This window comes from Mesorhizobium sp. WSM4813 (assembly GCF_055811555.1).
This window is the reverse complement of the sequence record NZ_JBVVQU010000045.1, coordinates 36,767-57,543: the sequence shown is the minus strand read 5'-3', so window position 1 is coordinate 57,543 and position 20,777 is coordinate 36,767. Positions and strand designations below refer to the sequence as shown.

Genomic DNA, 20,777 nt, shown 5'->3' with positions numbered 1-20,777 from the left:
AAAGAGGGTTCGGTCTCCCGTCCGCCACCGCACCTGCTTTCATAGCAGAGTCGGCAAGAAACAAGTTACAAGGGGGGCGCTGTCCCGCCGACCTGTCCGCCGCCAGCCTTGCCGTCGTTTCCATCCTCACAATACTACCGCCCCATCAGCAAGGCGACGATCATCCGCTGCAGATTGCCGCGCGGGGCGAATTCTACCCGGTCGAACTCGCGGCTTGCCTTCTGCCGAGCCTGGGAGAGTTCGGCAAGCCGCCTGGTCATTTCGGTCCTGATCTTTTTGCAGGCGGGATCGTCGGGGACGGACAAGCCGATGGTGGCCGCCTCGATCTTGCGCGCCATGTCCGTATACATCTTGCCATGCACCTTTTCATGGGCGGCGAGGCCAGCAGCAAAAACCTCCCAGCTTTTTTGAACGGCGTCCGGTAGCGACCCGGATAGCTCGGGCAAGATGTAGGTGATGATGAGCTTGGGCCGCGCCGACACCAGCACGCAGGCATTGCCTTGTCGCTGATAGTCCCTGACCCAGGTGAGCTTGAAATTGGTGTAGGCCATGGCGCGAACCTTGGCCTTGCCGATCATCGGCCCGCGCTCGCCCATCGAGGCATGGAGTTGGGGCCCGTTCTGCCCTGAAACGGCGTAGGTCTCGACCTTCTCGACCGGCTTCCACTGCGACTTCGACTGCGCCCCCATCTGCGCCTGCCCCGGCGATGCCAGCAAACAGGCTAGGAGCAGATACTTCAGAACGGCTGTTTTCATGCGAATCCCCCCGGGCCGATGGCTTTGGTGCGCTTGAGATCATCAACGCGTGGCCGGAATGCGGTCAAGGCGCCATTGCCAAACTCGGCGTTTGCATTTCGCGAAAGAACCAATCGACGGCGATGTGCCGCAAACTCAATCCGCTTGGCAGGTTCGTTTTGAAATCTTCTTTCTGATCTAATTTCTATAAACTCAGTAGAGTATGCACAGGAGCCGTTTTGCGAGGAGCCCAAAATGTCGAAAAAGCTGGTGGTGGGGCTGTCGGGCAACCTGACCCGACCGTCGAAGACCAAGGCGTTCATCAGCCACATCGTCGCGGAGGTGGCGAGCAGCACCCGTGCAGCCTCGACCGTTTTCGACATCGAGGATCTCGGTCAGTCGTTCCCGCTGGCAAGGCGCATTGGCGATCTGGATCCGTTGGCCAGAAACATCGTCGAGCGATTGCTGGGCGCCGATGTCCTGGTGGTTGGCTCGCCGACTTTCAAAGGCAGCTATACCGGGCTTTTCAAGCATTTCTTCGACCTGCTCGACCCGTCATCCCTGAGGGGAAAGCCGGTCATCCTTGCTGCGACCGGCGGCGGCGATCGTCATTCTCGGGTGGTCGAACATCAGCTGCGGCCGCTGTTCGGCTTCTTCGAGGCGCTGACCCTGCCGACCGCGATCTACGCCTCCGACAAGGACTTCGCCAACGGCGTGCTGGTGTCCGAAGCCATCCATGCTCGCGCCAGGCAAGCGGTCGCCGAAGCGTGCCGGGCGGTGCCGCGCAGCGTCGGCCTTGCCGCCTGAACCACCGGTCAGTGACCCTCGATTCCCTTTCCGCACAGCTCAGAAGGAACCCGCAATGACCAGACCCAGCAAGTCCAGGCAGATCAAGCTTGGTGCTTTCCTGCCCGGTGGCGGACAGCATATCGCCGCCTGGCGACATCCTGACGCGCCGGCCGACGGCGCGACGAATTTCGAGTTCCACAGGCAGCTCGCGCTGACCGCCGAGCGCGGCCTGTTCGACGCCTATTTCCTCGCCGACAATCTGACCGTCGGCCTCGGCGCTCGCGAAGGCGGCAATGCCAAGATCGCCGGGTTCGAGCCGGTGACGCTGTTTGCCGCATTGGCGCCGCTCACCACGCATCTGGGCTTCATCGCCACCGCCTCCACCACCTATGAGGAGCCCTATACGCTCGCCCGCAAGTTCGCCTCGCTCGATCTTCTGTCGAATGGCCGGGCCGGCTGGAATGTCGTGACCTCGGCGGGCGACGAGACCGCGCGAAATTTCAATCGCGCGACGCAGCCTGCCCACGCCGAGCGCTATGCCCGGGCGCAAGAGCATGTCGAGACGGTCAAGGCGCTGTGGGACAGCTGGGAAGACGATGCCTTCATCCGCGACAAGAAGTCGGGGCGCTTCTACGACAAGGACAAGCTCCACGACATCGACCACAAGGGCCGGCATTTCAGCATCAAGGGTCCGCTCAATGTGCCGCGTCCGGTGCAAGGGCACCCGGTGGTGGTACAGGCCGGGCAGTCGGAGGACGGCCGCAAGCTCGCCGCCCAATCGGCTGAGGTCATCTTCACCGCCCATCAGAATCTGGCCTCGGCGCAAGAATTCTATCGCGACATCAAGGCGCGCGTGGCGGCAGTCGGCCGTGATCCCGGACAGGTGCTGATCATGCCGGGCGTAGCACCCTTCGTCGGCCGCACCGAAGAGGAAGCCCGCGCCAAGTACCAGCAGCTGAACGATCTGATCCTGCCCGAGGATGGCGTGGCCCTGCTCAACGGGCTGGCCGGCCAGACGCTCGACATCAGGGGTTACCCGCTCGACGGACCGTTGCCGCCGAGCAAGGAAACCGAAGGCATGAAGAGCCGCCAGGCGCTGATCCGCCAGATCGCGGACGAGCACAACTTCACCATCCGCCAGCTCTACCAGTGGGTGGCGACGGCCCGCGGCCACTACACGGTCATCGGCAGCGCGGTGCAGGTCGCCGATCAGCTGGAGGAATGGTTCGGCAACGGGGCCGCCGACGGCTTCAACATCCTGCCGCCGTGGCTGCCTGGCGCGCTGGACGATTTCGTCGACCTGGTGATCCCCGAGCTGCAGCGCCGCGGCCTGTTCCGCACCGCCTACGAAGGCAGGACGCTGCGCGAGAATCTCGGGCTCAGGCGGCCGGAAAATCCGTGGACCGCCGCCCGCTCGAAGGTGCTGGCCGCCGAATAGTTCTCTTGAAGGAAAGGGCAAGACGATGAGTTTGCAACACATCGAGCGGCGGGTGACGATCGATGCACATGGCGGCAGAACCAGCCTTGGCGCCGATTTCCCGCGCCTGGCCAACCAGGCGGTCGTCCGCTTCCTGTCCCGCTACGGCATCCTGATCGGCTTTCTCGCGATCTGGCAGGTCTCGAGCAGCGCGGGATGGGTCAACGCGGCGGTATTGCCGCCGATCGACACGATCGTTACCGCATTGTGGAACGGTCTGGCCGGCGGCACCTTGCTTGGCGACATCGCCATCAGCCTGCAGCGCGCCGGCCTCGCCTTCGCGGCGGCGGTGGCGGTTGCCATCCCGCTCGGTCTGTTCATGGGCCAGGTGCGTGCCGTCGAAACCGCGCTTGATCCGATCCTGCAGGTTTTCCGGCAGACCTCGGCGCTGGCGCTCTACCCCGTGTTCATCCTGCTGCTCGGGCTGGGGGAGGCCTCAAAGGTCTTCGTCATCTTCTGGGCGACGCTGTTTCCGCTGCTGCTCAACACCATCAGCGGCGTCAAGCAAGTCGATCCGAAACTGCTCGAAATGGCCCGGGTCTATGGCGCCACGCGGCTCACCGCGTTTCGCCGGGTCGTGCTTCCGGGGGCCGTCCCGTCGATCTTCGTCGGCTTAAGGCTGAGTGCGACCACGGCACTCTTGTTGCTGATTGCCTCCGAAATGATCGGCGCCAACAAGGGCATCGGCTTCCAGGTGATGAACGCGCAATACAACTTCCAGATCCCGCTGATGTTTGCGGCGATCGTCATTCTCGCCGGCCTCGGCCTGATCGCCAACCAGGCATTGATCAGCCTGCAGCGGCGGCTCTGCCGCTGGAGCAATCCCCTCGACTGAGCAGCCCTTTCGCCATCCTCTCCAACAGGAAAGACCGGACCATGCCAATCACTCGCCGTTCCCTGCTTGCAGGCGCTCCCTTTGCCGCCGGCATCATCGCCACCGGCCTGCCCCGCTTCGCCGTTGCGCAAGCCGCGCCGGTCACGTTGCGCTACCTCGCCAGCCGCGGCAGCATCTCGCCGCATGAGCTGGCGGACGAGCTCGGCTATTTCAACGACCTCGGCGTCAAGCTGGAGAATGTCGGCTACTCCAGCGGCGGCCCGGAATCGCTGTTCGCGCTCGCCTCCGGCAGCGTCGATCTCGGCTCGGCCGCGACCGCCGCGGTGAGCAATTCGATCTCCGGCGGCAACGACTTCGTCGCCGCCTATCCAAGCAACGGCATCAACAGGCAAGTGCGCAGCGTCTTCTACGTGCTGGAAGACAGTCCGATCAAATCGATTGCCGACATCGCCGGCAAGACCATTGCGGTCAACACGCTCGGCGCCCATCTCGACTATACCGTGCGCGAGGCGCTGCACGGCGTCGGCCTGCCGCCGGATGCCGCCAACCTGGTCGTGGTGCCCGGGCCGCAGCTCGAACAGACCTTGCGGTCGCGCCAGGTCGATATCGCCGCGCTAGGCTATTGGCAGGCGACGTTCGCTGGCGCGCTGGTCGACAAGGGCGGCGTGCGCGGCGTGTTCAACGACACCGACGTGCTGGGCGAACTGGCCGGCGGCTTCATTGTCCTGCGGCGCGACTTCATCACGGCGCATCCGGATGGCGCCCGCAATTTCATCGAACAGTCGGCCCGCGCCGCCGACTGGTCGCACCAGAACCCGGACGAGGCGCGCAAGGTGCTCGCGGAGATCCTCGATAAACGCGGTGAAAATGGCGAGCTGGCGCGCTACTGGACCGGCTTTGGCCTGCGCGAAGGGGCCAAGGCTGACGACCGCGACATCGACTTCTGGGTCAGCGTGCTCGAGCGCGACGGCCGCCTGCCCAAGGGCAGGCTGAAAGCCGCCGATATCCTCTACCGGCGCGGCGAAACGAAAACCAACTGACCGGGAGACGGGCTATGGGCACCACAAGCGGCGGCGAGGTCACGATACGCGACCTCTCCAAATCCTTCAGCCTCGGCGGGCGCCCGCTTGCCGTGCTGAGGGCGCTCAACCTCGACATCCGCTCCGGCGAATGTCTCGTCATCGTCGGCGCCAGCGGATCGGGCAAGACCACGCTGCTGCGCATTCTTGCCGGGCTGGAGGCCGCCGACAGCGGCGGTGTCGCGATCGACGGCAAGCCGGTCCATGGCGTCGGCGCCGAACGCGCGGTGATTTTCCAGGAACCGCGCCTGCTGCCCTGGCTGACAGTACTCGGCAACGTCGCCTTTGGCCTCGAAGTGCGGGGCGTGCCCAAGGCGGAGGCCGAGGACAAGGCCCGCTTCTATACCGCGCTCGTCGGCCTGGCCGAATTCAGCGATGCCTATCCCAGGCAGCTTTCGGGCGGCATGGCGCAGCGGGTCGGCATCGCCCGGGCCTTGACCGTGCAGCCTGAAATCCTGCTGCTCGACGAGCCGCTGGGCGCACTCGACGCCATGACCAAGATTGGCATGCAGGAGGAACTGGCGCGCATCTGGAGCGAGGAGAACGTCACGATGGTCATGGTCACTCATGATCTGGAAGAAGCGATCTATCTTGCCGACAGGGTGCTGATCCTGCCCAGGGAGAAGGGCGGCACAGCACGGCTGGTCGAGGTTGAACTGCCGCGCCCCCGCGATCGTAGCGAAAGCCGGTTCGTGCGTTATCGCGAAGAACTGCTGCGCGAGTTTGGCTTGCACTGAGACAGCGGGTGAAAGGCGCGTCTTGCGCCGCCCCTACTTCTGCGCCATCACATCCGAAAACAGCGCCCGTTCCACCGCCGGTTCCAGCGTCTCCGCAAAAGGCGTTGCCAAATGGTGGCGGTCGCGGAAGGCGAGCTTGCCGTCGATGAAGACATGGCAGGTGGTCTGATCGCAAAAGCGGTCGGTCATGTCGATATAGCTGGCTTTCGGTGTCGAGCGCACGATATCGCGCTCGATCGTGGCGATGTCGTCGTTTGCCGCCATGATCCTCGGCGTGTCGCATGTCGCGGGCGTCTGGCCCCGCCACAGCGCCCGCGCCACGCATTTGTCGGCATAGCTTGCATTGTAAGGGACGTCCCTGATGACCGCGACCTTGATACCGGCCTCGCTGAACGCTTGGAGCGTCCAAGTCAGGCCTGTCCGCCACTGCTCCTCCCAATTGGCGTGCTTCAATTCCTCGGGCGATTCCTTCATCACATTGCCGATCGAGAATTCCGAGATCACCACCAGTTGCGGATGGAGCGCGATGATGTCCTTGACCGACTGCTCGCGCCATTGATCGCACTCGGTGTAGTCGCGCTTCAGCCGCCAGTTCCAGGTCGTCACCCGCGAAGCGCGGCAGGAGGATTTGAGAAAGGTGACAAGCCGGAAGTTGTTCTTTTCGGCCGCCTTAATCAGCGGCGTCGACCAATGGTCGGCATGCGAGTCGCCGAACAGCACGACCGAGCGCTGGGCATCCTTGCGGCCAAACATGCAGGGTTTCGGCTTGACGGTTTCGAAATCGAGCACGCAGCCGCCGTCGCTCGCGCGCACGGTGGAGAGCTGGGCGGCGCTGTCGGCGATGATGTGCTGTTCGGGGCTGAGATTGTGCTCGGCAAAGCGCGCATTGCCATAGGCCGCGACCACGCCGGCGCCGGTCAGCGCCACGGCGGGCACCAGCGCCCGCGCTGCTCCGGCCATCAGCCAGCCGCTGCGGCGGATCGGGTTCTCGATCAAATGATAGGTGAACATCGACAAAACCAGCGTCAACGCCGCGCAGGCAAAGCGGTCGAGGATGGACAGGTTGGGGACCATCATCGCGGCATAGACGATGACCGGCCAGTGCCAGAGATAGAGCGAATAGGAAAGCCTGCCGAGCCACTGTAGGGGCGCCAGCGCCAGCACGGCGCTCGGCAGGTTGCGGCCGCCGCTGCCGCTGAGCAGCAGCAGCACGGTGCCGGCAACCGGCCATAGCGCATTCACCCCGGGAAAGGGCGAGTCTTCGTCCAACATCAGATAGGCCCAGGCGATCAGCGCCAAGCCGAGGCATGCCTGGAGTGTGGCCAGCAGCGGCCGGTCGCGCCAGATCTTTGCCGGCGCCATGGTCGCGAGGCCGCCGGCGGCGAATTCCCAGGCCCTGAGCGGCGAGAAATAGAAGGCCCAAGGCTGCGCCACGGTGGTGAGCCAGGCGCAGACGGCGAAGGAGGCTAGACCTGCGACGCCAATGACGACGATAGCGGTACGCTTGCCGGGGCGCAGCCATGCGGCGACAAGCAGCAGCGCCGGCCATGTCAGGTAGAACTGTTCCTCGACCGAGAGCGACCAGAAGTGGATGAACGGGTTGTTGGTGGCGTCGGCGGCGAAATAGTCGAACGACCAGCGGATCAGCCAGAGGTTGATCATGTAGGCGGAGGCGAACATGGCGCCTTTCGAATAGAGCGCCTGCTCCTCCGGCGACAGGATGAAATAACCCGCGAATAGCGTGGCGAGGATGACGAACAGCGCCGCCGGCAACAGGCGCCGGGCGCGCCGGGCGTAGAAGCGCCAGAGGTTCAGCCGCCCGGTTTCGGTTATTTCCGTAACCAGGTGCCGGGTGATCAGATAGCCCGAGATGACGAAGAAGATGTCGACGCCGGCAAAGCCGCCGGGCAGGCCGGAGAGACCAAAATGGAAGGCGATGACGCCCGCCACCGCCAGCGCGCGCAGCCCCTCGATGTCAGGCCGAAATGATGCCGACACGCAAAACCTCGTGTGGTCGTTGAAAAGCCACCCGTTGTGAAGACTCGACGCGATGCGTCGATATTGCAATGCAACAAATCTAACGCGGTGCAACATAAGTGGAAGTTCACGGAGTGCGGCGTGTGCTCGTCGGCGTCCATGTCAGCAAGCGCCGCGCGGCGCTGCCATCAGCGCCCGGCGCGGCGGGTTTGAGCACAAGGAAAACAATTGGCCCGGCTAGCGGGCCTGCGTACCCATCTCAGGCTTTAGAAGAGCCCGCCGCTCGCGCGCCGGGCTCCTCCCCGTTTATCGTCACCGATCACGCATGCGCTGGCGGATGATGACGGGAGTCCCAGACCGCCCAGGCCGATGCCGCAATCACCAGCACGCCGAGGACAACATGGGTCGCCATTGCGTTGGCGTTCGCCATGAAGCCGAGCAGCCAGGGTGAGACGATCAGCCAGAGCCCGACGACAAGGTTCACCCACTCTTCCCATTCGGCGAATACCGAAAGCGCCGCGAGAGCCAGGGCGCCGAGCACGACTGCGGCAATCCAGGCGTTCCACGCAGGAGCGGTTTCAGTAGCGAAGCCGATGACCCAGGGTGAGATGAACAGGCATGCCGCAAGGACCAGATTGATCCAATCCTGGGGCTTCTTTCCTTCCATCAGATCGTTTGCCATGACAACCTCCACAGATGAAGCTTGACCAAAGCACTACGTCGCGTGCAGCGCACGCTTAGTCATTGATATATCGTACTTTCGACGGCTTTCAAGGAGTGGCCCCGTAGCGTCGGTTGCGCACCGCGGCGATGCCGAGTCTGCCATCCGCCTGCGCAATTCAAAAGCGCCGGTTCCCGCAGGCTTCGATTGCAGCTCGGGGAGCTCGCGCAAATCATGAGCCAGGCCGGGCGATCACGCCTTTTTCAGGAACTCGGTTTTCAGCACCAGGCCCTTCACCTGCTTGGTATTGCACTCGATCTCGCCGGGATGGCCGGTGAGGCGAATGTTCTTCACCAGCGTGCCTCGCTTGATCGTCTCCGAGGTGCCCTTGACCTTCAAATCCTTGATCAGGGTGACGGAATCGCCCTCGTTCAGCTGGGTGCCGTTGCTGTCTCTTACGATCGCGTCTGTCATGCCGGTTCTTTCTTGGGGCCGATCCACGGACTATCCGGCGGATGGCGGCCAGGTCAAGCGTGCCGGGCACCCGCGTTGCTCATGTCAGGTGCTTCGGCTATTGACCGGCAGCGAATGCCGGCACAGCCCCAGACGGAGTCCGACCATGACAGAGAAGACCATCCTCAAATTCGACGCGGTCGAAAACGCCGAGGCGGGCGATCTCGCAGGCTGGGTCGTCGTCGACGGTAACCCAACCATGAAGACCGCCGTCCAGCACACCACAGCGGACGGCAAGGTCATGTCGGGAACCTGGCAGGCCACCCCCGGCACCTACCATGCAACCTACAGCGACTATGAATTCGTGCACATGATATCAGGCCGTATCGTCATCACGCCCGATGGCGGCGCGCCCGTCGAAGTCGGTCCCGGCGATGCCTTCGTGGTCGAGGCCGATTTCAAGGGAACGTGGAAGATCATCGAGCCGGTGACGAAGCATTTCGTCGTCAGGGTCGGCTGAGGCCGGAGGCGAACGGAACACAGCCTGGCGCGCCGCCGCCAAGCTTGTCGATCGCGGGGCCTGTCGATCCCAGAGCCTCCAGAGCACCGCAAGCTTGGAGCGGTCGAATAAAAAGAAGAGCCCCATCCATTAGGGGATGGATGAAACTCTAGAAATCGAAATAGATCGCCGGCGGATACGGACTGGACGCATTTTTGTCAGCCGGCGCTGCCATCGCACCGGACGAGACGTTGATCCCGCCGGTGGACTTATTGTCGAGCGGCGGCCGGGTTTTCTCGGCTGTGGCCGCTTTCGCATCGGTGGCAACGGCTTTCGTTTTAGCCTCCACAGTTTGCGAAAGTGCGAGCACGGCGAGAAGTGCAGACAGGGCAAGTTTCATGACGGCGTCCCTCTTATGGTTAACGTTACGTTAACCCCAGCGGCCCGCCCGAACACCGCCGCTGTGTGGAAGGGCGTGGAATTCTCCGGAATTCCTGGAATATGGCTTGTGGAAAAGCGCGGCTGCAAGGAACCGGCGCGAGTTAGGCTTACGCAGCCGCGCAGGCCATGGGTTCAATCCCTGAAGCCGGTCGCGTCGAGCAGGGCGACCTGCTTGCCGTCGATGTAAAAGCGTATCACGTGCGCGCTGCCGTCGACTTCGATGCGCGTCGGCTCGATGGCCGGCGACGCAGGAGCCGCCTTGCCATATGTCGCTGCCGCGCGCGAGCCGGCAGCAGCACGCGACGGTCCATCCGGCCCGAAGGTCAGCAGCAGCAGTGCGGCGGATCCTGCCGCAACCGCGGTGAAGGGGATTTTGGGAGAAGCAGTCCGGGACATCGAATATTCCTTCCTTGTTGGGGCGGCATCTACGCTGGTTTGTGCCGGTTGCGAGGGCTCGGCTTCGCCATCGTTCAAATGACTGAGGAAGGGTGTTGGTATTCAAGCCTAGATAGCGTGAGTTTGATATGATTTGCCCTTGCCCTGCGCGACCTTAGCGCCGCCCGGCGGGGCGAAAAGGGCAGGCGCGTGGAGTGGCGTGGAATTCTACGGATTTCCTGGAATATGGACTTTAGGAGAGGTCCGCCTCGCAATGAATGCGGTGGGAGCAAGTGCTGGCACATGTTATGCCTCGCGGTGGCATAAAGGGGCAGGGCGGGGATGGCACAGCACATCGCGCAGAAGTTACGGTTGACTGCGGCCCTGCTGGGAACCGTCGCTCGCAAGGATTTGGCGGCGGCGTTCCGAGGCGTTAACCCGAAGACGGCGTTCGATCTCGGCCGTGCTGACAAATGGCTGCAGGGCCGCGCCCAGCCACGCGAGCTCAGCGTCTACGACGATTGGTCGAAGCTTCTCAAGCTGGAGCAGCCCGGCGCCTGGATCGCAGAGAGCGACCTGCCAGGCTTCACGGCGGCAATCTGCGCCCGCCACGGCATCGAGAGGGCCGAACTGGAACGCCGCGTCGGCGCGCAGTTCGAGACGGCGTCCGGGCATGAAGAGCGAAGCCTTGGATTGGCCCTTGCCGGAACCTATGCATGTTATTCGCGCGCCTTGTCGCCCTATTATCGCGGCCAGTTGATCAGGGGCAGTCTTTCGATAGAGACCGGGCCGGGGGCGCACGGCCTGACTGCCGCCTATCGCGAGGTATTGCCGACCGGGCAGCTGCTGCTCGGTGGACTGATGACGTCGGCAAAACGCGGCCTTTATGCGCATCTGAAGGAAACCAGCGGCGAAGCCCAATTCTTCCTGTGCCTGTTTCCGCACTCGCGGCCCGGAAGCGTGCTTGGCGGCTATCTGTGCGGCACCACCATCATCGGCCCGGAGCCGCAGCCGTCCCTGACCAGGATCCTGATGATCCGCTTGCGCAATCCGGCGCCCGAGGCATGGGGCGGATATCTGCCGCCCGACGGGTCGATCGCTAGGGATTTGGCATCACTCGGGCTGACCATCGAGCAGCCGGAAGCGGTCGATCGGCAGCTGGCGCAATTCCTCGTGGCAGACAGCAAGGACGGCGGTGCCAGCCAGATCCCGCCGGCCGAGTTCCGGGGCATCCTCGACGTGTTCGACCGTCATTGGCTGCGTCATTCGGATTAAGCCTGACCTCATCTTCTGCCTGTGCGGAACCGATCACCACGTCAGTTGTTTTGTCCGGCGACCAAAGCGCCCGTCCGGCCGTCCAGTTGGGCCGCAAAGCGCCGCCATTGCCGATCGCGTCTTCGAACTCGCCGGCGCGAAGAAGCGAAAGTTGCACGCCGGCTCAATATGCCTGATCATGGCTGTGGCAGGGCGGAGGTATCAAGTGGCGGCCAATCGTCGAAACGGCATGCACCCCGCCGGGCCCGGGGTGATGGGCGTTGTCTCCTCTGCCAGAACCCTCCCGCGCATGTCACTGCCCACCGTCGCGACGGTCGTGGCGGCGGTTGCGGCCCTGTATTTCGGGCGCGAGGTTTTCCTGCCGATCGCAATCGCTCTGCTGCTTACCTTTGCGCTCGCGCCCATGGTTTCGGCACTCAAGCGAGTCGGCCTTCCCCGTCTCCCGGCCGTCATCGCCAGCGTGCTGAGTGCATTCACGGTCCTCGCGCTGTTCTCCTTCATTGTCGCAACGCAGGTGAGCGAACTGGCGCAGAATATCCCGCTTTACCAGTCGAATATCCTGACCAAGGTCCGATCCCTGAAGGAGACCGGTGTCGGCGGAGGCATCATCGCCAGGCTGAGTGGCGTGATCGAACGCATTGGTCAGGAACTCGACCGGCAGGAAACCTCACCGCCTACCGCAGGTGAGCCAGAGCGCGAGCCGGTGCCTGTCGAGATCATCGCGCGCGAAAGGCCGCTCCAGGTTCTCCAGAACCTGATCGGCCCGCTGATCAGCCCGCTGGCATCGGCCGGTCTGATCATCGTCGTCGTCATATTCATGCTGCTCGAGCGCGAGGATCTGCGCGATCGTTTCATACGCCTCGTCGGCTATGGCGACCTTCATCGAACAACCGAGGCGCTCCAGGATGCCGGCAAGCGGGTCGGCCGCTATCTTCTCATGCAACTGGTCGTCAATATCCTTTATGCCGTACCGATTACAGCAGGGCTTTGGGTGCTGGGCATACCCAATGCACTGCTGTGGGGATTGCTGGCGCTGGCGCTGCGCTTTGTTCCCTATATCGGCCCCATCATTGGTGCGCTGCTGCCTCTGTTCCTGGCGCTTGCCGTGGCGCCCGGCTGGTCGCTCGTACTGTGGACCGCCGGGCTGTTCGTGGCCATGGAAATGATAACCGGCAACGTCGTCGAACCTTGGCTGTACGGCTCGCGCACCGGGCTGTCACCATTGGCCATCATCGTCGCGGCTATCTTCTGGACCTGGCTCTGGGGTCCGCTGGGCCTGGTTCTGTCGACGCCGCTCACGGTCTGTCTCGTCGTGCTCGGCAGGCATGTGCCGCAGTTCGAATTCCTCGACGTCCTGTTCGGCAACGAACCGGTGCTCGAGCTACATGCCCGACTCTATCAGCGCCTGCTGGCCGGCGACCCGGAAGAAGCCACTGATCACGCCGAGGAGTTCCTGGAGGAAAAATATCTGTTCGAATTCTATGACAAGATCGCCATTCCCGCACTTCTGCTCGGCGAACAGGATCGCGTACGCGGTGTCATGGGCGATGAGCAAAGACGCCAGGTGGCGGCCAGTGCGCAGATGTTGGTGAGGAACCTTGAGGACAGCGCACGGGAGGAAGCGGAGGACGATGACTCAGCCGCAGCCGAGCCTGCCACAGCCGACGAGGACAAGCAGGCTCAACGGGAAAGCGAGGATGACACCGAGCTGCCGGATGGCACGGACATTTCAGTGCTGTGTGCAGGCGGACGCGGCGAACTCGACGATTCGGCCGCCGCCATGCTGGCGCAGGTGCTCGAAGTCCAAGGGGCGACGGTCTCGAAGGCGAGCTTTGCCGATATGGATCCAGCAAGCATTCGCCGGCTCGAGCTCGACGCCGTCGACACCGTTGTGGTCGGATTCCTGAACCGCGACTCCGTCAAGCACGCCCGTTTCCTGGTTCGTCGGCTGAAACGTGCCAAGTCGGCGCTGCGGGTAGGCATCGTGTTCTGGTCGGAGGACGGCCACGACAAAAAGACAGCCGTCGAATTGGCCAATGACATCAACGCCGATTTTGTGGCGTACGGCATGGTCGAAGCCGTTCTGGGCGCGTTGTCGAGCGATCCGCCGGTTGCCCTGAAGGTCGCTGCCAAGCGCCGCCTGCGCCGCCGGCCACGCCCTGCCAAGAAAGCGCCGCTTGCCGCTGCAAAATGAGGGCGGAACAGGGCGGCGAGGGCGTGGGTTCATAATCATGTCTGGCGCATTATCATGTTTGGCGCATTCCTGGCCTCTGCCGCCGACTTGGCGTCCGGGTCGCCCGCCCAACCAGAAATATTTCAACCGAAGGGGAACCTCACGGCCGCAAGCAAGTTCGGTACGCAATGCGCCTCCGGCTCCGCTTGCGCTCGCTCGGTCAACATTCGACGCTTGCACCCCGTACCACTCAGAGGCGACATGATGGCGGCCCGAATGAAATTGCGGTGGGGGTCGAAACTGGCAATGGTCGATAGCCTAGCAATGGCCGATCGCCTAACGGGAGCGCTGGCGCAAGCCTTGGCCGACGGACCCCACGTATGAGCAACGAGCCGGCGCGTCCGCCGGGCAAATGTCCGTCCGAGTTTGCCAGCTTCTTTATGGCCGGCTTCGAATGTTCCTCGCATCGGCGCGGCGACGGAGTGCGCCTCGATTTGATCCGCGCAACCGCACATGACAAACACGCTCTCGGCGATTATCGCAGCTGTGCTGCCCTGGGGCTTCGCACGATCCGCGACGGCTTGCGCTGGCACCTGATTGAAACAGCGCCAGGGGTTTTCGACTGGTCGGGTTGGATATCAATGATCGACGCAGCCCATGCGGCGGGGGTGCAGGTCGTCTGGGATATCTTCCACTATGGCTCACCAGACCACGTAGACCAGGGCGCCCCAGACTTTATAGAAGCCTATGTCCGCTTTGCCGCTGAAGCTGTCCGGGTCCATCGCTCCGTCACAGGAGTAGCTCCCCTGGTGTGCCCGATCAATGAGATCTCATTTTTCGCATGGGCGATAGAGGTTGGCTATTTCCCACGCGTGGGACCGAAGAAGCGGGGATGGTTCAAGCGACAGCTTGTCAGGGCAGCGATTGCGGGCGTCAAGGCGATGCGCGATGCCGAACCTGATTGCCGTTTCATATGGGCTGAACCGCTAATCCATGTTGCTCCCCGTGACCGTAGTCGTGTCGAGCAGCGGCGCGCGGAAAATGTTTGTCAGGGCCAGTTTGAAGCCTATGACATGCTGACGGGCCGTGCCGAGCCCGAATTGGGCGGCAGCGAGGACTGTGTCGACGTCATCGGACTTAACTTTTATCCGCACAACCAATGGTACTTTCGGGGGCCAACGATACCGATGGGTCACCACGAATATCGGGCACTTTCGGAAATGTTGGTCGAGGTCGCTGAGCGTTACGGGAAGCCTATGTTTATCGCCGAGACGGGCGCTGAAGGTTCAGGCCGGCCGGCATGGCTTCACTATGTTTGCGATGAGGTCCGTGAGGCAATGCGCCTCGGTGCGCCGATTCAGGGCATATGCCTGTACCCGGTGACCGCGTATCCCGGCTGGGACAATTCGCGCCACGCGGAAGTCGGCTTGTTCTCGACAATTCATGCGGACGGTTCGCGCAGTCTTCGCCAACCGGTTGCCGATGAATTGGAACGCCAGCGCAGAGTGTTCGCGGCAGGTGTTTCGTAGCGGTCGACGAAGGGGCGGGCCACGTCAGTAGGTGGGGAACTGCTCCGAATGTTGGCCGAGCACCGTCCGCTGCGTAAGCACCTGCACGGTCCCATTTGCCGGCAGGCTCTGTTGAATGCGCGCGAACGTCGCCAGAGACTGACCGACGACCTGATCCATATTGTAGTAGCGGTACGTGGCCAGGCGCCCGACGAACCACACGTCGGGGCACGCCGCTGCCAGTGCTTCATAGCGTTTGTACAGCGCCTCGTTTTCCGCCCGCGGCACCGGGTAGTAGGGGTCGCCGATATCAGTTGGATATTCGTAGGTCAGGCTGGTTTTGGGGCTCTGCTGGCCGGTCAGATGCTTGTACTCTGTGATGCGGGTATAGTTTTCCGTCTGCGGATAATTGACAACGGCGACCGGCTGAAACTGCTCGCAATCAAGCGTCACGTGCTCGAACCGCAGTGACCGATAAGGCAGACGACCAAGGCTCCAGTCGAAGTATTCATCGACCGGCCCGGTGTAGATCATCCGCTGAAAGGGGATCTTGTCGCGAATTTCGCGATAATCGGTCTGCAGCATGATCTTGATTTTTGGGTTGTCCAGCATGCGCTGGAACATGCGTGTATACCCGCCAGCCGGCATATTCTGGAAGGTGTCGCCAAAGTAGCGATCATCGCGGTTGATCCGCGTAGGGACCCGCGCAGTCACGGACTTGCTTAGTTGGGCCGGATCGACACCCCACTGCTTCCTTGTATAGCCGCGAAAGAATTTTTCGTAGAGCTCCCTGCCAACGGTGCTCACAACGACATCTTCGGCGGTCCGGACTTCCTCGACCGTTTCTCGCCGGGATGCGAAGAACTCCTCCAACTGCTCGGGCGTCAATTCAAGATCGTACAGGCGATTGATCGTGTCGAGGTTGATCGGTATCGGCAGCAGTTTTCCGTCGACCGAAGACAGTACGCGATGTTCGTAAGGCCTCCATTCGGTGAATTGCGAGAGATAGTCGATGATCGATCGGGCGTTGGTGTGGAATATATGCGGCCCATAGCGGTGGACCAGAATTCCAGCTTCGTCGTAACAGTCATAAGCGTTGCCGCCGATGTGATTTCGCCGGTCGATGAGCAGGACGCTTTCATGCCGTTGCGATGCGATGCGTTCGGCGAGCACGCTGCCAGCGAAGCCGGCGCCGACAATCAACCAATCGAACATGGTCAGGCTCCCCGCCGCAAAGGCACAATGCTTTTCATTGCATAGGCGCGCTGAATATGGGCAGCCATTGCATCCCACGTTCGTTCCCAGGACATGTTGGCGAGGTAGGCATCGACTTCCTTCAACAGGAAATTCCGGGGACGTGACAGAAGGGACCGAAGCTTGGCTTCGATGTCTTCGGCATCAACAATGTCGACCAGGCCTTCGGCGCCATAGGTGCGCACGACGTCCACAATCGCCGTGGAGACCACCGGCAGTCCGGCGGCCAGGAACTCAGGCGTTTTGGTCGGGCTGATATAGCGTGTCGCCTCATTGAGCGCGAAGGGCATCCAGCCGGCGCTCCAGTGCCTGAGATAGCGAGGCAGGTCGGCGTAGGACTTGGCACCCAGCCAATGTAAGTTGCTTGCGCGCGGCAGGCTTAGCGGGTCGATCTTGACCACCGGGCCGAGCATGATGAAATGCACTTCGGGCATTGCCGCAGCCGCCTGTGCGATCATTTCAACGTCGAGCCGTTCGTCGATCACGCCGAAGAAGCCCACTCTCGGGTGAGGTATGTCTGCCTGGTCTACAGGGTCATCGCCGGGCTCTCTTGCCTTTTGGAAATGCGCAACGTCGATGCTGCTGGGGAAGGGAAAAATCGACTTGTGGAGGCTTCGTTTGGCCTCGTACAGACTCTGCCCGCCCGTGAACACGACATCAGCGCGGCGGAACAGCGCTTTTTCCATCTGCGTCAACTCTGGCGGTGCGTTCTTAAAGGCGGAGAGTTCATCCATGCAGTCGTAGACGCACACGTCGTAGCGGAGATGATCGCTGAAACGCAGCGCCATCGGCGTGTAGTACCATACAGTCAGCCGGTCATGCGGCGCTGAGGTGACGATCTGGTCGACGAACCTGCGCTGGACCGCGTCCGCCTTTATTGCGGAAATGCCGACCGGAAGAACCGGGGTTACGATTCGGATCATCGGCGACTCATCTTTCACCCGCATAGAGGGGTAGGGTCTTTCCTCGAAGACCGGTTCCTCAAAGTAAATTAGCTGTTGCTGTTTTGCAGCGAGCGTCAGAATGTGTTGTGGGCGTTGATGTACGAAATTCCACCTTAGGTGAGAAAAGCAAAGTAGGATGGACGATTTTACGGGAGTGTTTGGTGATGTTTTCTTGCCGCCCGCCATTTCCATATAAATAATCCCTTTGTTATAGTCTATAATATCTCGGATTAACATATGTTAATCGAGGCGCGCCCGATCTGAGGCCCGCAAGCATACATCTAACTTTCATTTAGGTAAGTTGTTCCACAGAGTTGAACTGCGTGCTTGTCTAAGGAGTGGCGCCGCAATCGACGGGTAAGCGGAGCGGGCCAGCCACGATGCCCAACCCATCCGGCCCACGCTTGCGCTTCGATTGTCGGCAGGGTCCCACGCGTGTCTCAACAAATGTGGCGCATTGCCACAGAACGGTTGAGAACGTTTGATCGTTCAACAAGCGTTAATCGGGAGAGCTATAAGTTAACGGTCTGTGAATCGATTCGGCCGAGTGGCGCACGGGCCCGCGACCGCCGTCGAACAACGCCGCGAGAGAGCCAAGAAATGAAATTCGACTTTGAAACCAACGTCTTTCCGTTGTTTCACCCGCAGTCCGTGGATGATCTGAAGGATCCTTGTCCGGTGTTCGACGGCGCGCTTTGGCACGTCTTCGGCTCCAGCGGCACCGTCAAGACCGAGAGCTGGAAAATACTACACGCCACGGCTCCGGACCTTTATGGGCCGTGGACCGAGCATGAGGCGCTCGACTTGGCGGTAACCGGATCGGGCATAGCGGCGCCCGGCGTCATTCATGAATGCGGCGTTTTCCATATGTTTATCCAGACCGAATTCATGAAGTCAGGCGGACGTTGCGAACATGCGGTTTCCAATGATGGCTTCAACTGGGTGGTGCTGAAACCGGCGATATTGTCCCTGCCGGACACCGATGAGGACGGTATCTACGATCCCCATCCGGCGATTATCGACGGCAAGCGCTACATCGTCTATTCAGGCATGCCTAAATTCACCAGGGTGCCGCAGCCTGACGTCTATCTGGCGCGCAGCCAATCCGATTCCTGGTTCGGGCCGTGGAAACGCCTCGGTAAGATATTGGACCATCTCGATGTTCCCCATCACAATGCGCGCGAGCATCCGGACTACGAATGGGGGATCGAGGGCGCCCAACTGGTCGAATTGCCCGACGGTCGCGTGCTTCTCAACGCCACCTGCTTCCTTCCCGACGGTCCGCGCGGAAGTCGTCAGCGCGTATTCTTCGCCATCGCCGACGACGTCCAGGGTCCCTACGTGTCGGTCGGCCCCGTGCTTGACCCTGGTGAGCCTGGGGAGAACGGCCATTCTACGGTGATGATCGAGGGCGGGAAACTGACCTTGTTCTACCAGAGCAGGCGCGAGGCAACGAACCACCGCTGGCGTTTCGGACTGGCCAGGTGCGACCTGGATCAGCAAGTTCCTTCACGGGTCGCCTAACGGGGACGACCAGCACGAGCATCGTGGCGGCGCCATGAGTATTTCACCCGCGGTCCTGCGATAGTCCATAACGTAACGATGATCGCAAGGCCGGCTCTGCCGCAAGAGCGCGGCAAACTACGGACCACGGTCGCATCCTGGTCCGTTCTTCGTCAGGATCGACCGATCTGGATTACCTGGGGTCAACCACGTCGAGGGAGCCTTAGCACTCATGACTGCCCAAGAAGGGCGTGAGCGGAAGAAAGCCATCCAGTTCCTGCATAGATGGGTTTGGGACGGGTGACCCCACCGGAGGTGCGTCAGGCCTTCGAGGCCGTCGCTTGGAAAAGGAGATGTTGCTTCGCTCCGACTAGGGGCAGCGCATCCTTGCACCGCAATATATGAGAGTTCATTGGCCTGCCAAGCCCGGCGAAACATTTTGCCACCGCGGCAGTTATACCGCTCCGGGGACGAAATTCGGGGCATGCCTTTGAACGATATTAGATTGGCGATACCGCTGGTCGGGGAAGTGGAGGACTCTGCGCCGAGATCGGCTGCCGGCCCGCCTTGGATCAAGTCAGCCGGTTCCTATTTCGCCACCGAGGACGGCGAGGCATGGACGCCGATCGGGCAGAATGATGCGGTAAGCTGGCCCGAACTCAATGGCCTGTTCCGGCGCGCCGATATGGCCAGCGTAGAAAATCATCTTCGTTGGCTGAGGGAAAGCGGCGTCACCTGCCTCAGGCTGATGCTGGAATATGCCCAGGTTCGCCACCGCTACTTCGAGAAGCCGCAGGGCCGCTTCGTGCCGGCGATGGTGCAATTGTGGGACGACCTCTTTCGTCTTTGCGAAAAACAGGGCTTAAGAATCCTGCTCACCCCCTTTGATACGTTCTGGCAGTGGCTCCACTGGCGCCACCACCCCTACAACCGCAACAACGGAGGCGTGCTGGACCACCCGTCGCGATTCCTGGTCTGCGCCGAGACGCGCCGCGCGATCAAGGCAAGGCTGGAATTCGTGGTTCGCAGATGGAGCGGCAGCGGAGCCTTCTTCGCATGGGACCTCTGGAACGAGATCCATCCCGAGCAGGCTCAGGGCAGCGCGGATGGCTTTGGCGCCTTCATCCATGATCTCAGCGATTTTGTGCGCCGGCTGGAAACGTCACTTTACGGCCGCTCTCACCCGCAGACCGTCTCGCTGTTCGGACCTGAGCTTCGCTGGCGGCCCCACATGCCGCTGCCCGGGCCGATCTTCCGCCACCCAGACCTCGACTTCGCCTCCCTTCATCTCTACGAGGAGGGCACGATCGATGACCCCAGTGACACGGTGGCGCCGGCGCTCGGAATGGCGCGGATCGTCGGAGAGGCGCTCGGCGAAATCCATGACGGCCGCCCTTTTCTCGATTCCGAGCACGGCCCGATCCACTCGTTCAAGGACAAGAAGATCACGCTTCCGGAACCTTTCGATGATGAATATTTCCGCCATTTGCAATGGGCTCACCTGGCAGCGGGGGGCGCGGGTGGCGGCATGCGGTGGCCAAACCGCACCCCGCACGTGCTCACCCCCGGCATGCGGCGGGCGCAGCGTTCGCTGGCCGATTTCCTCCCTCTGATCGACTGGGTTTCGTTCCGGCGTGCCCATCTCGGCAACAAGGTGCGGGTTTGCGGTCCCGACGCCGCGGCTGTTGCCTGCGGTGACGATTCCCAGGCAGTGGTTTGGCTGGTTCGCCGCGACACGATCGGGCGGAACGGTATGCTTCGCGCCGGCGCTGCGCCGGTTCCGGCCGCCTTGGAGCTGCCCGGGTTGGCTCGCGGCACCTATCGCGTCGTCGCCTGGGATACCGCGGCCGGCAGGCAAACGGCGGAATGGCAAGCGAATGCGGACGGCTGGCTGAAGCTTGATGTGCCGCCGTTCTCCGCCGATGTTGCGCTTGCCATCCGCCGAGGCGTTCTGGCTGCGCCATAACTGTTTCATCGGCGGTCCTGTTGGTCCAAGCAGGGCCGCGGGAAACATCTCTCACGACCTGCGGCAAGACTCGAAGGGGTAGCGTTGTTGAGCGATC

Annotated in this window: 19 protein-coding genes; 11 read left to right on the top strand and 8 right to left on the bottom strand. The window is 62.1% G+C overall.

Going from position 1 to position 20,777, the window contains the following annotated elements; genetic code table 11:
- Nucleotides 1-134: 134 nt before the first annotated feature.
- On the bottom strand, nucleotides 135-755 hold the full coding sequence (locus AC0L25_RS23490; RefSeq protein WP_473597708.1) for a DUF922 domain-containing Zn-dependent protease: 621 nt from the start codon (nucleotides 753-755) through the stop codon (nucleotides 135-137).
- 234 nt (nucleotides 756-989) lie between these two features.
- On the opposite strand from AC0L25_RS23490, the gene msuE reads away from it, so the two are divergent.
- Genes msuE through AC0L25_RS23465 form a run of 5 tightly spaced genes read left to right on the top strand, consistent with a single transcriptional unit; the run spans nucleotide 990 to nucleotide 5,651 of the window.
- Nucleotides 990-1,541 (top strand): FMN reductase, encoded by a 552-nt coding sequence (msuE, locus tag AC0L25_RS23485; protein ID WP_473597707.1) that lies wholly within the window; start codon nucleotides 990-992, stop codon nucleotides 1,539-1,541.
- Between the two features lie 55 nt (nucleotides 1,542-1,596).
- Nucleotides 1,597-2,961, top strand: a complete 1,365-nt coding sequence (locus AC0L25_RS23480) for an LLM class flavin-dependent oxidoreductase (RefSeq protein WP_473597706.1) — start codon at nucleotides 1,597-1,599, stop codon at nucleotides 2,959-2,961.
- A 25-nt stretch (nucleotides 2,962-2,986) separates the two neighbouring features.
- Entirely contained in the window at nucleotides 2,987-3,835 is an 849-nt protein-coding gene (locus AC0L25_RS23475) for an ABC transporter permease (RefSeq protein ID WP_473597705.1), read from the top strand.
- A gap of 41 nt (nucleotides 3,836-3,876) precedes the next feature.
- Nucleotides 3,877-4,875, top strand: coding sequence for an ABC transporter substrate-binding protein (locus tag AC0L25_RS23470; RefSeq protein WP_473597704.1), 999 nt, complete (start codon nucleotides 3,877-3,879; stop codon nucleotides 4,873-4,875).
- A gap of 14 nt (nucleotides 4,876-4,889) precedes the next feature.
- On the top strand, nucleotides 4,890-5,651 hold the full coding sequence (locus AC0L25_RS23465; RefSeq protein WP_473597703.1) for an ABC transporter ATP-binding protein: 762 nt from the start codon (nucleotides 4,890-4,892) through the stop codon (nucleotides 5,649-5,651).
- Nucleotides 5,652-5,684: 33 nt separating this feature from the next.
- Here AC0L25_RS23465 and AC0L25_RS23460 read toward each other — a convergent pair whose 3' ends face one another.
- The 3 genes from AC0L25_RS23460 to AC0L25_RS23450 form a co-directional block, all read right to left on the bottom strand.
- Nucleotides 5,685-7,649 carry an acyltransferase family protein gene (locus AC0L25_RS23460; protein WP_473597702.1) on the bottom strand — a complete coding sequence of 655 codons (1,965 nt, stop codon included), beginning with the start codon at nucleotides 7,647-7,649 and terminating at the stop codon, nucleotides 5,685-5,687.
- Between the two features lie 298 nt (nucleotides 7,650-7,947).
- Entirely contained in the window at nucleotides 7,948-8,310 is a 363-nt protein-coding gene (locus AC0L25_RS23455) for an SPW repeat protein (RefSeq protein ID WP_473597701.1), read from the bottom strand.
- Nucleotides 8,311-8,541: 231 nt separating this feature from the next.
- Nucleotides 8,542-8,763 (bottom strand): alkylphosphonate utilization protein, encoded by a 222-nt coding sequence (locus AC0L25_RS23450; protein WP_473597700.1) that lies wholly within the window; start codon nucleotides 8,761-8,763, stop codon nucleotides 8,542-8,544.
- Nucleotides 8,764-8,908: 145 nt separating this feature from the next.
- On the opposite strand from AC0L25_RS23450, the gene AC0L25_RS23445 reads away from it, so the two are divergent.
- On the top strand, nucleotides 8,909-9,262 hold the full coding sequence (locus AC0L25_RS23445; RefSeq protein ID WP_473597699.1) for a cupin domain-containing protein: 354 nt from the start codon (nucleotides 8,909-8,911) through the stop codon (nucleotides 9,260-9,262).
- Nucleotides 9,263-9,410: 148 nt separating this feature from the next.
- Here the strand turns inward: AC0L25_RS23445 and AC0L25_RS23440 are convergent, their stop codons facing one another.
- Nucleotides 9,411-9,641 carry a hypothetical protein gene (locus AC0L25_RS23440; RefSeq protein ID WP_473597698.1) on the bottom strand — a complete coding sequence of 77 codons (231 nt, stop codon included), beginning with the start codon at nucleotides 9,639-9,641 and terminating at the stop codon, nucleotides 9,411-9,413.
- A gap of 173 nt (nucleotides 9,642-9,814) precedes the next feature.
- Nucleotides 9,815-10,078: a hypothetical protein gene (locus AC0L25_RS23435; RefSeq protein ID WP_473597697.1), complete on the bottom strand. Its 264-nt coding sequence runs from the start codon at nucleotides 10,076-10,078 to the stop codon at nucleotides 9,815-9,817.
- A gap of 321 nt (nucleotides 10,079-10,399) precedes the next feature.
- On the opposite strand from AC0L25_RS23435, the gene AC0L25_RS23430 reads away from it, so the two are divergent.
- From AC0L25_RS23430 to AC0L25_RS23420, 3 genes are all read left to right on the top strand, one after another.
- A complete protein-coding gene (locus AC0L25_RS23430) occupies nucleotides 10,400-11,332 on the top strand; it encodes a hypothetical protein (RefSeq protein WP_473597696.1) in 933 nt (310 codons plus the stop codon).
- Between the two features lie 205 nt (nucleotides 11,333-11,537).
- Entirely contained in the window at nucleotides 11,538-13,526 is a 1,989-nt protein-coding gene (locus AC0L25_RS23425; protein WP_473597695.1) for an AI-2E family transporter, read from the top strand.
- 359 nt (nucleotides 13,527-13,885) lie between these two features.
- Nucleotides 13,886-15,034: a glycoside hydrolase family 1 protein gene (locus AC0L25_RS23420; RefSeq protein WP_473597694.1), complete on the top strand. Its 1,149-nt coding sequence runs from the start codon at nucleotides 13,886-13,888 to the stop codon at nucleotides 15,032-15,034.
- A gap of 24 nt (nucleotides 15,035-15,058) precedes the next feature.
- Here the strand turns inward: AC0L25_RS23420 and glf are convergent, their stop codons facing one another.
- On the bottom strand, nucleotides 15,059-16,228 hold the full coding sequence (glf, locus tag AC0L25_RS23415; RefSeq protein ID WP_473597693.1) for a UDP-galactopyranose mutase: 1,170 nt from the start codon (nucleotides 16,226-16,228) through the stop codon (nucleotides 15,059-15,061).
- A gap of 2 nt (nucleotides 16,229-16,230) precedes the next feature.
- Nucleotides 16,231-17,190: a glycosyltransferase gene (locus tag AC0L25_RS23410; RefSeq protein ID WP_473597692.1), complete on the bottom strand. Its 960-nt coding sequence runs from the start codon at nucleotides 17,188-17,190 to the stop codon at nucleotides 16,231-16,233.
- Nucleotides 17,191-17,811: 621 nt separating this feature from the next.
- On the opposite strand from AC0L25_RS23410, the gene AC0L25_RS23405 reads away from it, so the two are divergent.
- The gene (locus tag AC0L25_RS23405; RefSeq protein ID WP_473597691.1) at nucleotides 17,812-18,735 is read left to right on the top strand and encodes a glycoside hydrolase family protein; all 924 of its coding nucleotides are present in this window, start codon (nucleotides 17,812-17,814) and stop codon (nucleotides 18,733-18,735) included.
- Nucleotides 18,736-19,198: 463 nt separating this feature from the next.
- Nucleotides 19,199-20,680, top strand: a complete 1,482-nt coding sequence (locus AC0L25_RS23400; RefSeq protein ID WP_473597690.1) for a glycoside hydrolase 5 family protein — start codon at nucleotides 19,199-19,201, stop codon at nucleotides 20,678-20,680.
- The last annotated feature ends 97 nt before the right edge of the window (nucleotides 20,681-20,777 follow it).

Excerpts from the sequence above, each read along its gene's own strand:
- AC0L25_RS23490 (WP_473597708.1), bottom strand. The coding sequence starts at position 755 with ATGAAAACAGCCGTTCTGAAGTATCTGCTCCTAGCCTGTTTGCTGGCA.
- msuE (WP_473597707.1), top strand. The coding sequence starts at position 990 with ATGTCGAAAAAGCTGGTGGTGGGGCTGTCGGGCAACCTGACCCGACCG.
- AC0L25_RS23480 (WP_473597706.1), top strand. The coding sequence starts at position 1,597 with ATGACCAGACCCAGCAAGTCCAGGCAGATCAAGCTTGGTGCTTTCCTG.
- AC0L25_RS23475 (WP_473597705.1), top strand. The coding sequence starts at position 2,987 with ATGAGTTTGCAACACATCGAGCGGCGGGTGACGATCGATGCACATGGC.
- AC0L25_RS23470 (WP_473597704.1), top strand. The coding sequence starts at position 3,877 with ATGCCAATCACTCGCCGTTCCCTGCTTGCAGGCGCTCCCTTTGCCGCC.
- AC0L25_RS23465 (WP_473597703.1), top strand. The coding sequence starts at position 4,890 with ATGGGCACCACAAGCGGCGGCGAGGTCACGATACGCGACCTCTCCAAA.
- AC0L25_RS23455 (WP_473597701.1), bottom strand. The coding sequence starts at position 8,310 with ATGGCAAACGATCTGATGGAAGGAAAGAAGCCCCAGGATTGGATCAAT.
- AC0L25_RS23450 (WP_473597700.1), bottom strand. The coding sequence starts at position 8,763 with ATGACAGACGCGATCGTAAGAGACAGCAACGGCACCCAGCTGAACGAG.
- AC0L25_RS23445 (WP_473597699.1), top strand. The coding sequence starts at position 8,909 with ATGACAGAGAAGACCATCCTCAAATTCGACGCGGTCGAAAACGCCGAG.
- AC0L25_RS23440 (WP_473597698.1), bottom strand. The coding sequence starts at position 9,641 with ATGAAACTTGCCCTGTCTGCACTTCTCGCCGTGCTCGCACTTTCGCAA.
- AC0L25_RS23435 (WP_473597697.1), bottom strand. The coding sequence starts at position 10,078 with ATGTCCCGGACTGCTTCTCCCAAAATCCCCTTCACCGCGGTTGCGGCA.
- AC0L25_RS23430 (WP_473597696.1), top strand. The coding sequence starts at position 10,400 with ATGGCACAGCACATCGCGCAGAAGTTACGGTTGACTGCGGCCCTGCTG.
- AC0L25_RS23420 (WP_473597694.1), top strand. The coding sequence starts at position 13,886 with ATGAGCAACGAGCCGGCGCGTCCGCCGGGCAAATGTCCGTCCGAGTTT.
- glf (WP_473597693.1), bottom strand. The coding sequence starts at position 16,228 with ATGTTCGATTGGTTGATTGTCGGCGCCGGCTTCGCTGGCAGCGTGCTC.
- AC0L25_RS23410 (WP_473597692.1), bottom strand. The coding sequence starts at position 17,190 with ATGATCCGAATCGTAACCCCGGTTCTTCCGGTCGGCATTTCCGCAATA.
- AC0L25_RS23405 (WP_473597691.1), top strand. The coding sequence starts at position 17,812 with ATGAAATTCGACTTTGAAACCAACGTCTTTCCGTTGTTTCACCCGCAG.
- AC0L25_RS23400 (WP_473597690.1), top strand. The coding sequence starts at position 19,199 with ATGCCTTTGAACGATATTAGATTGGCGATACCGCTGGTCGGGGAAGTG.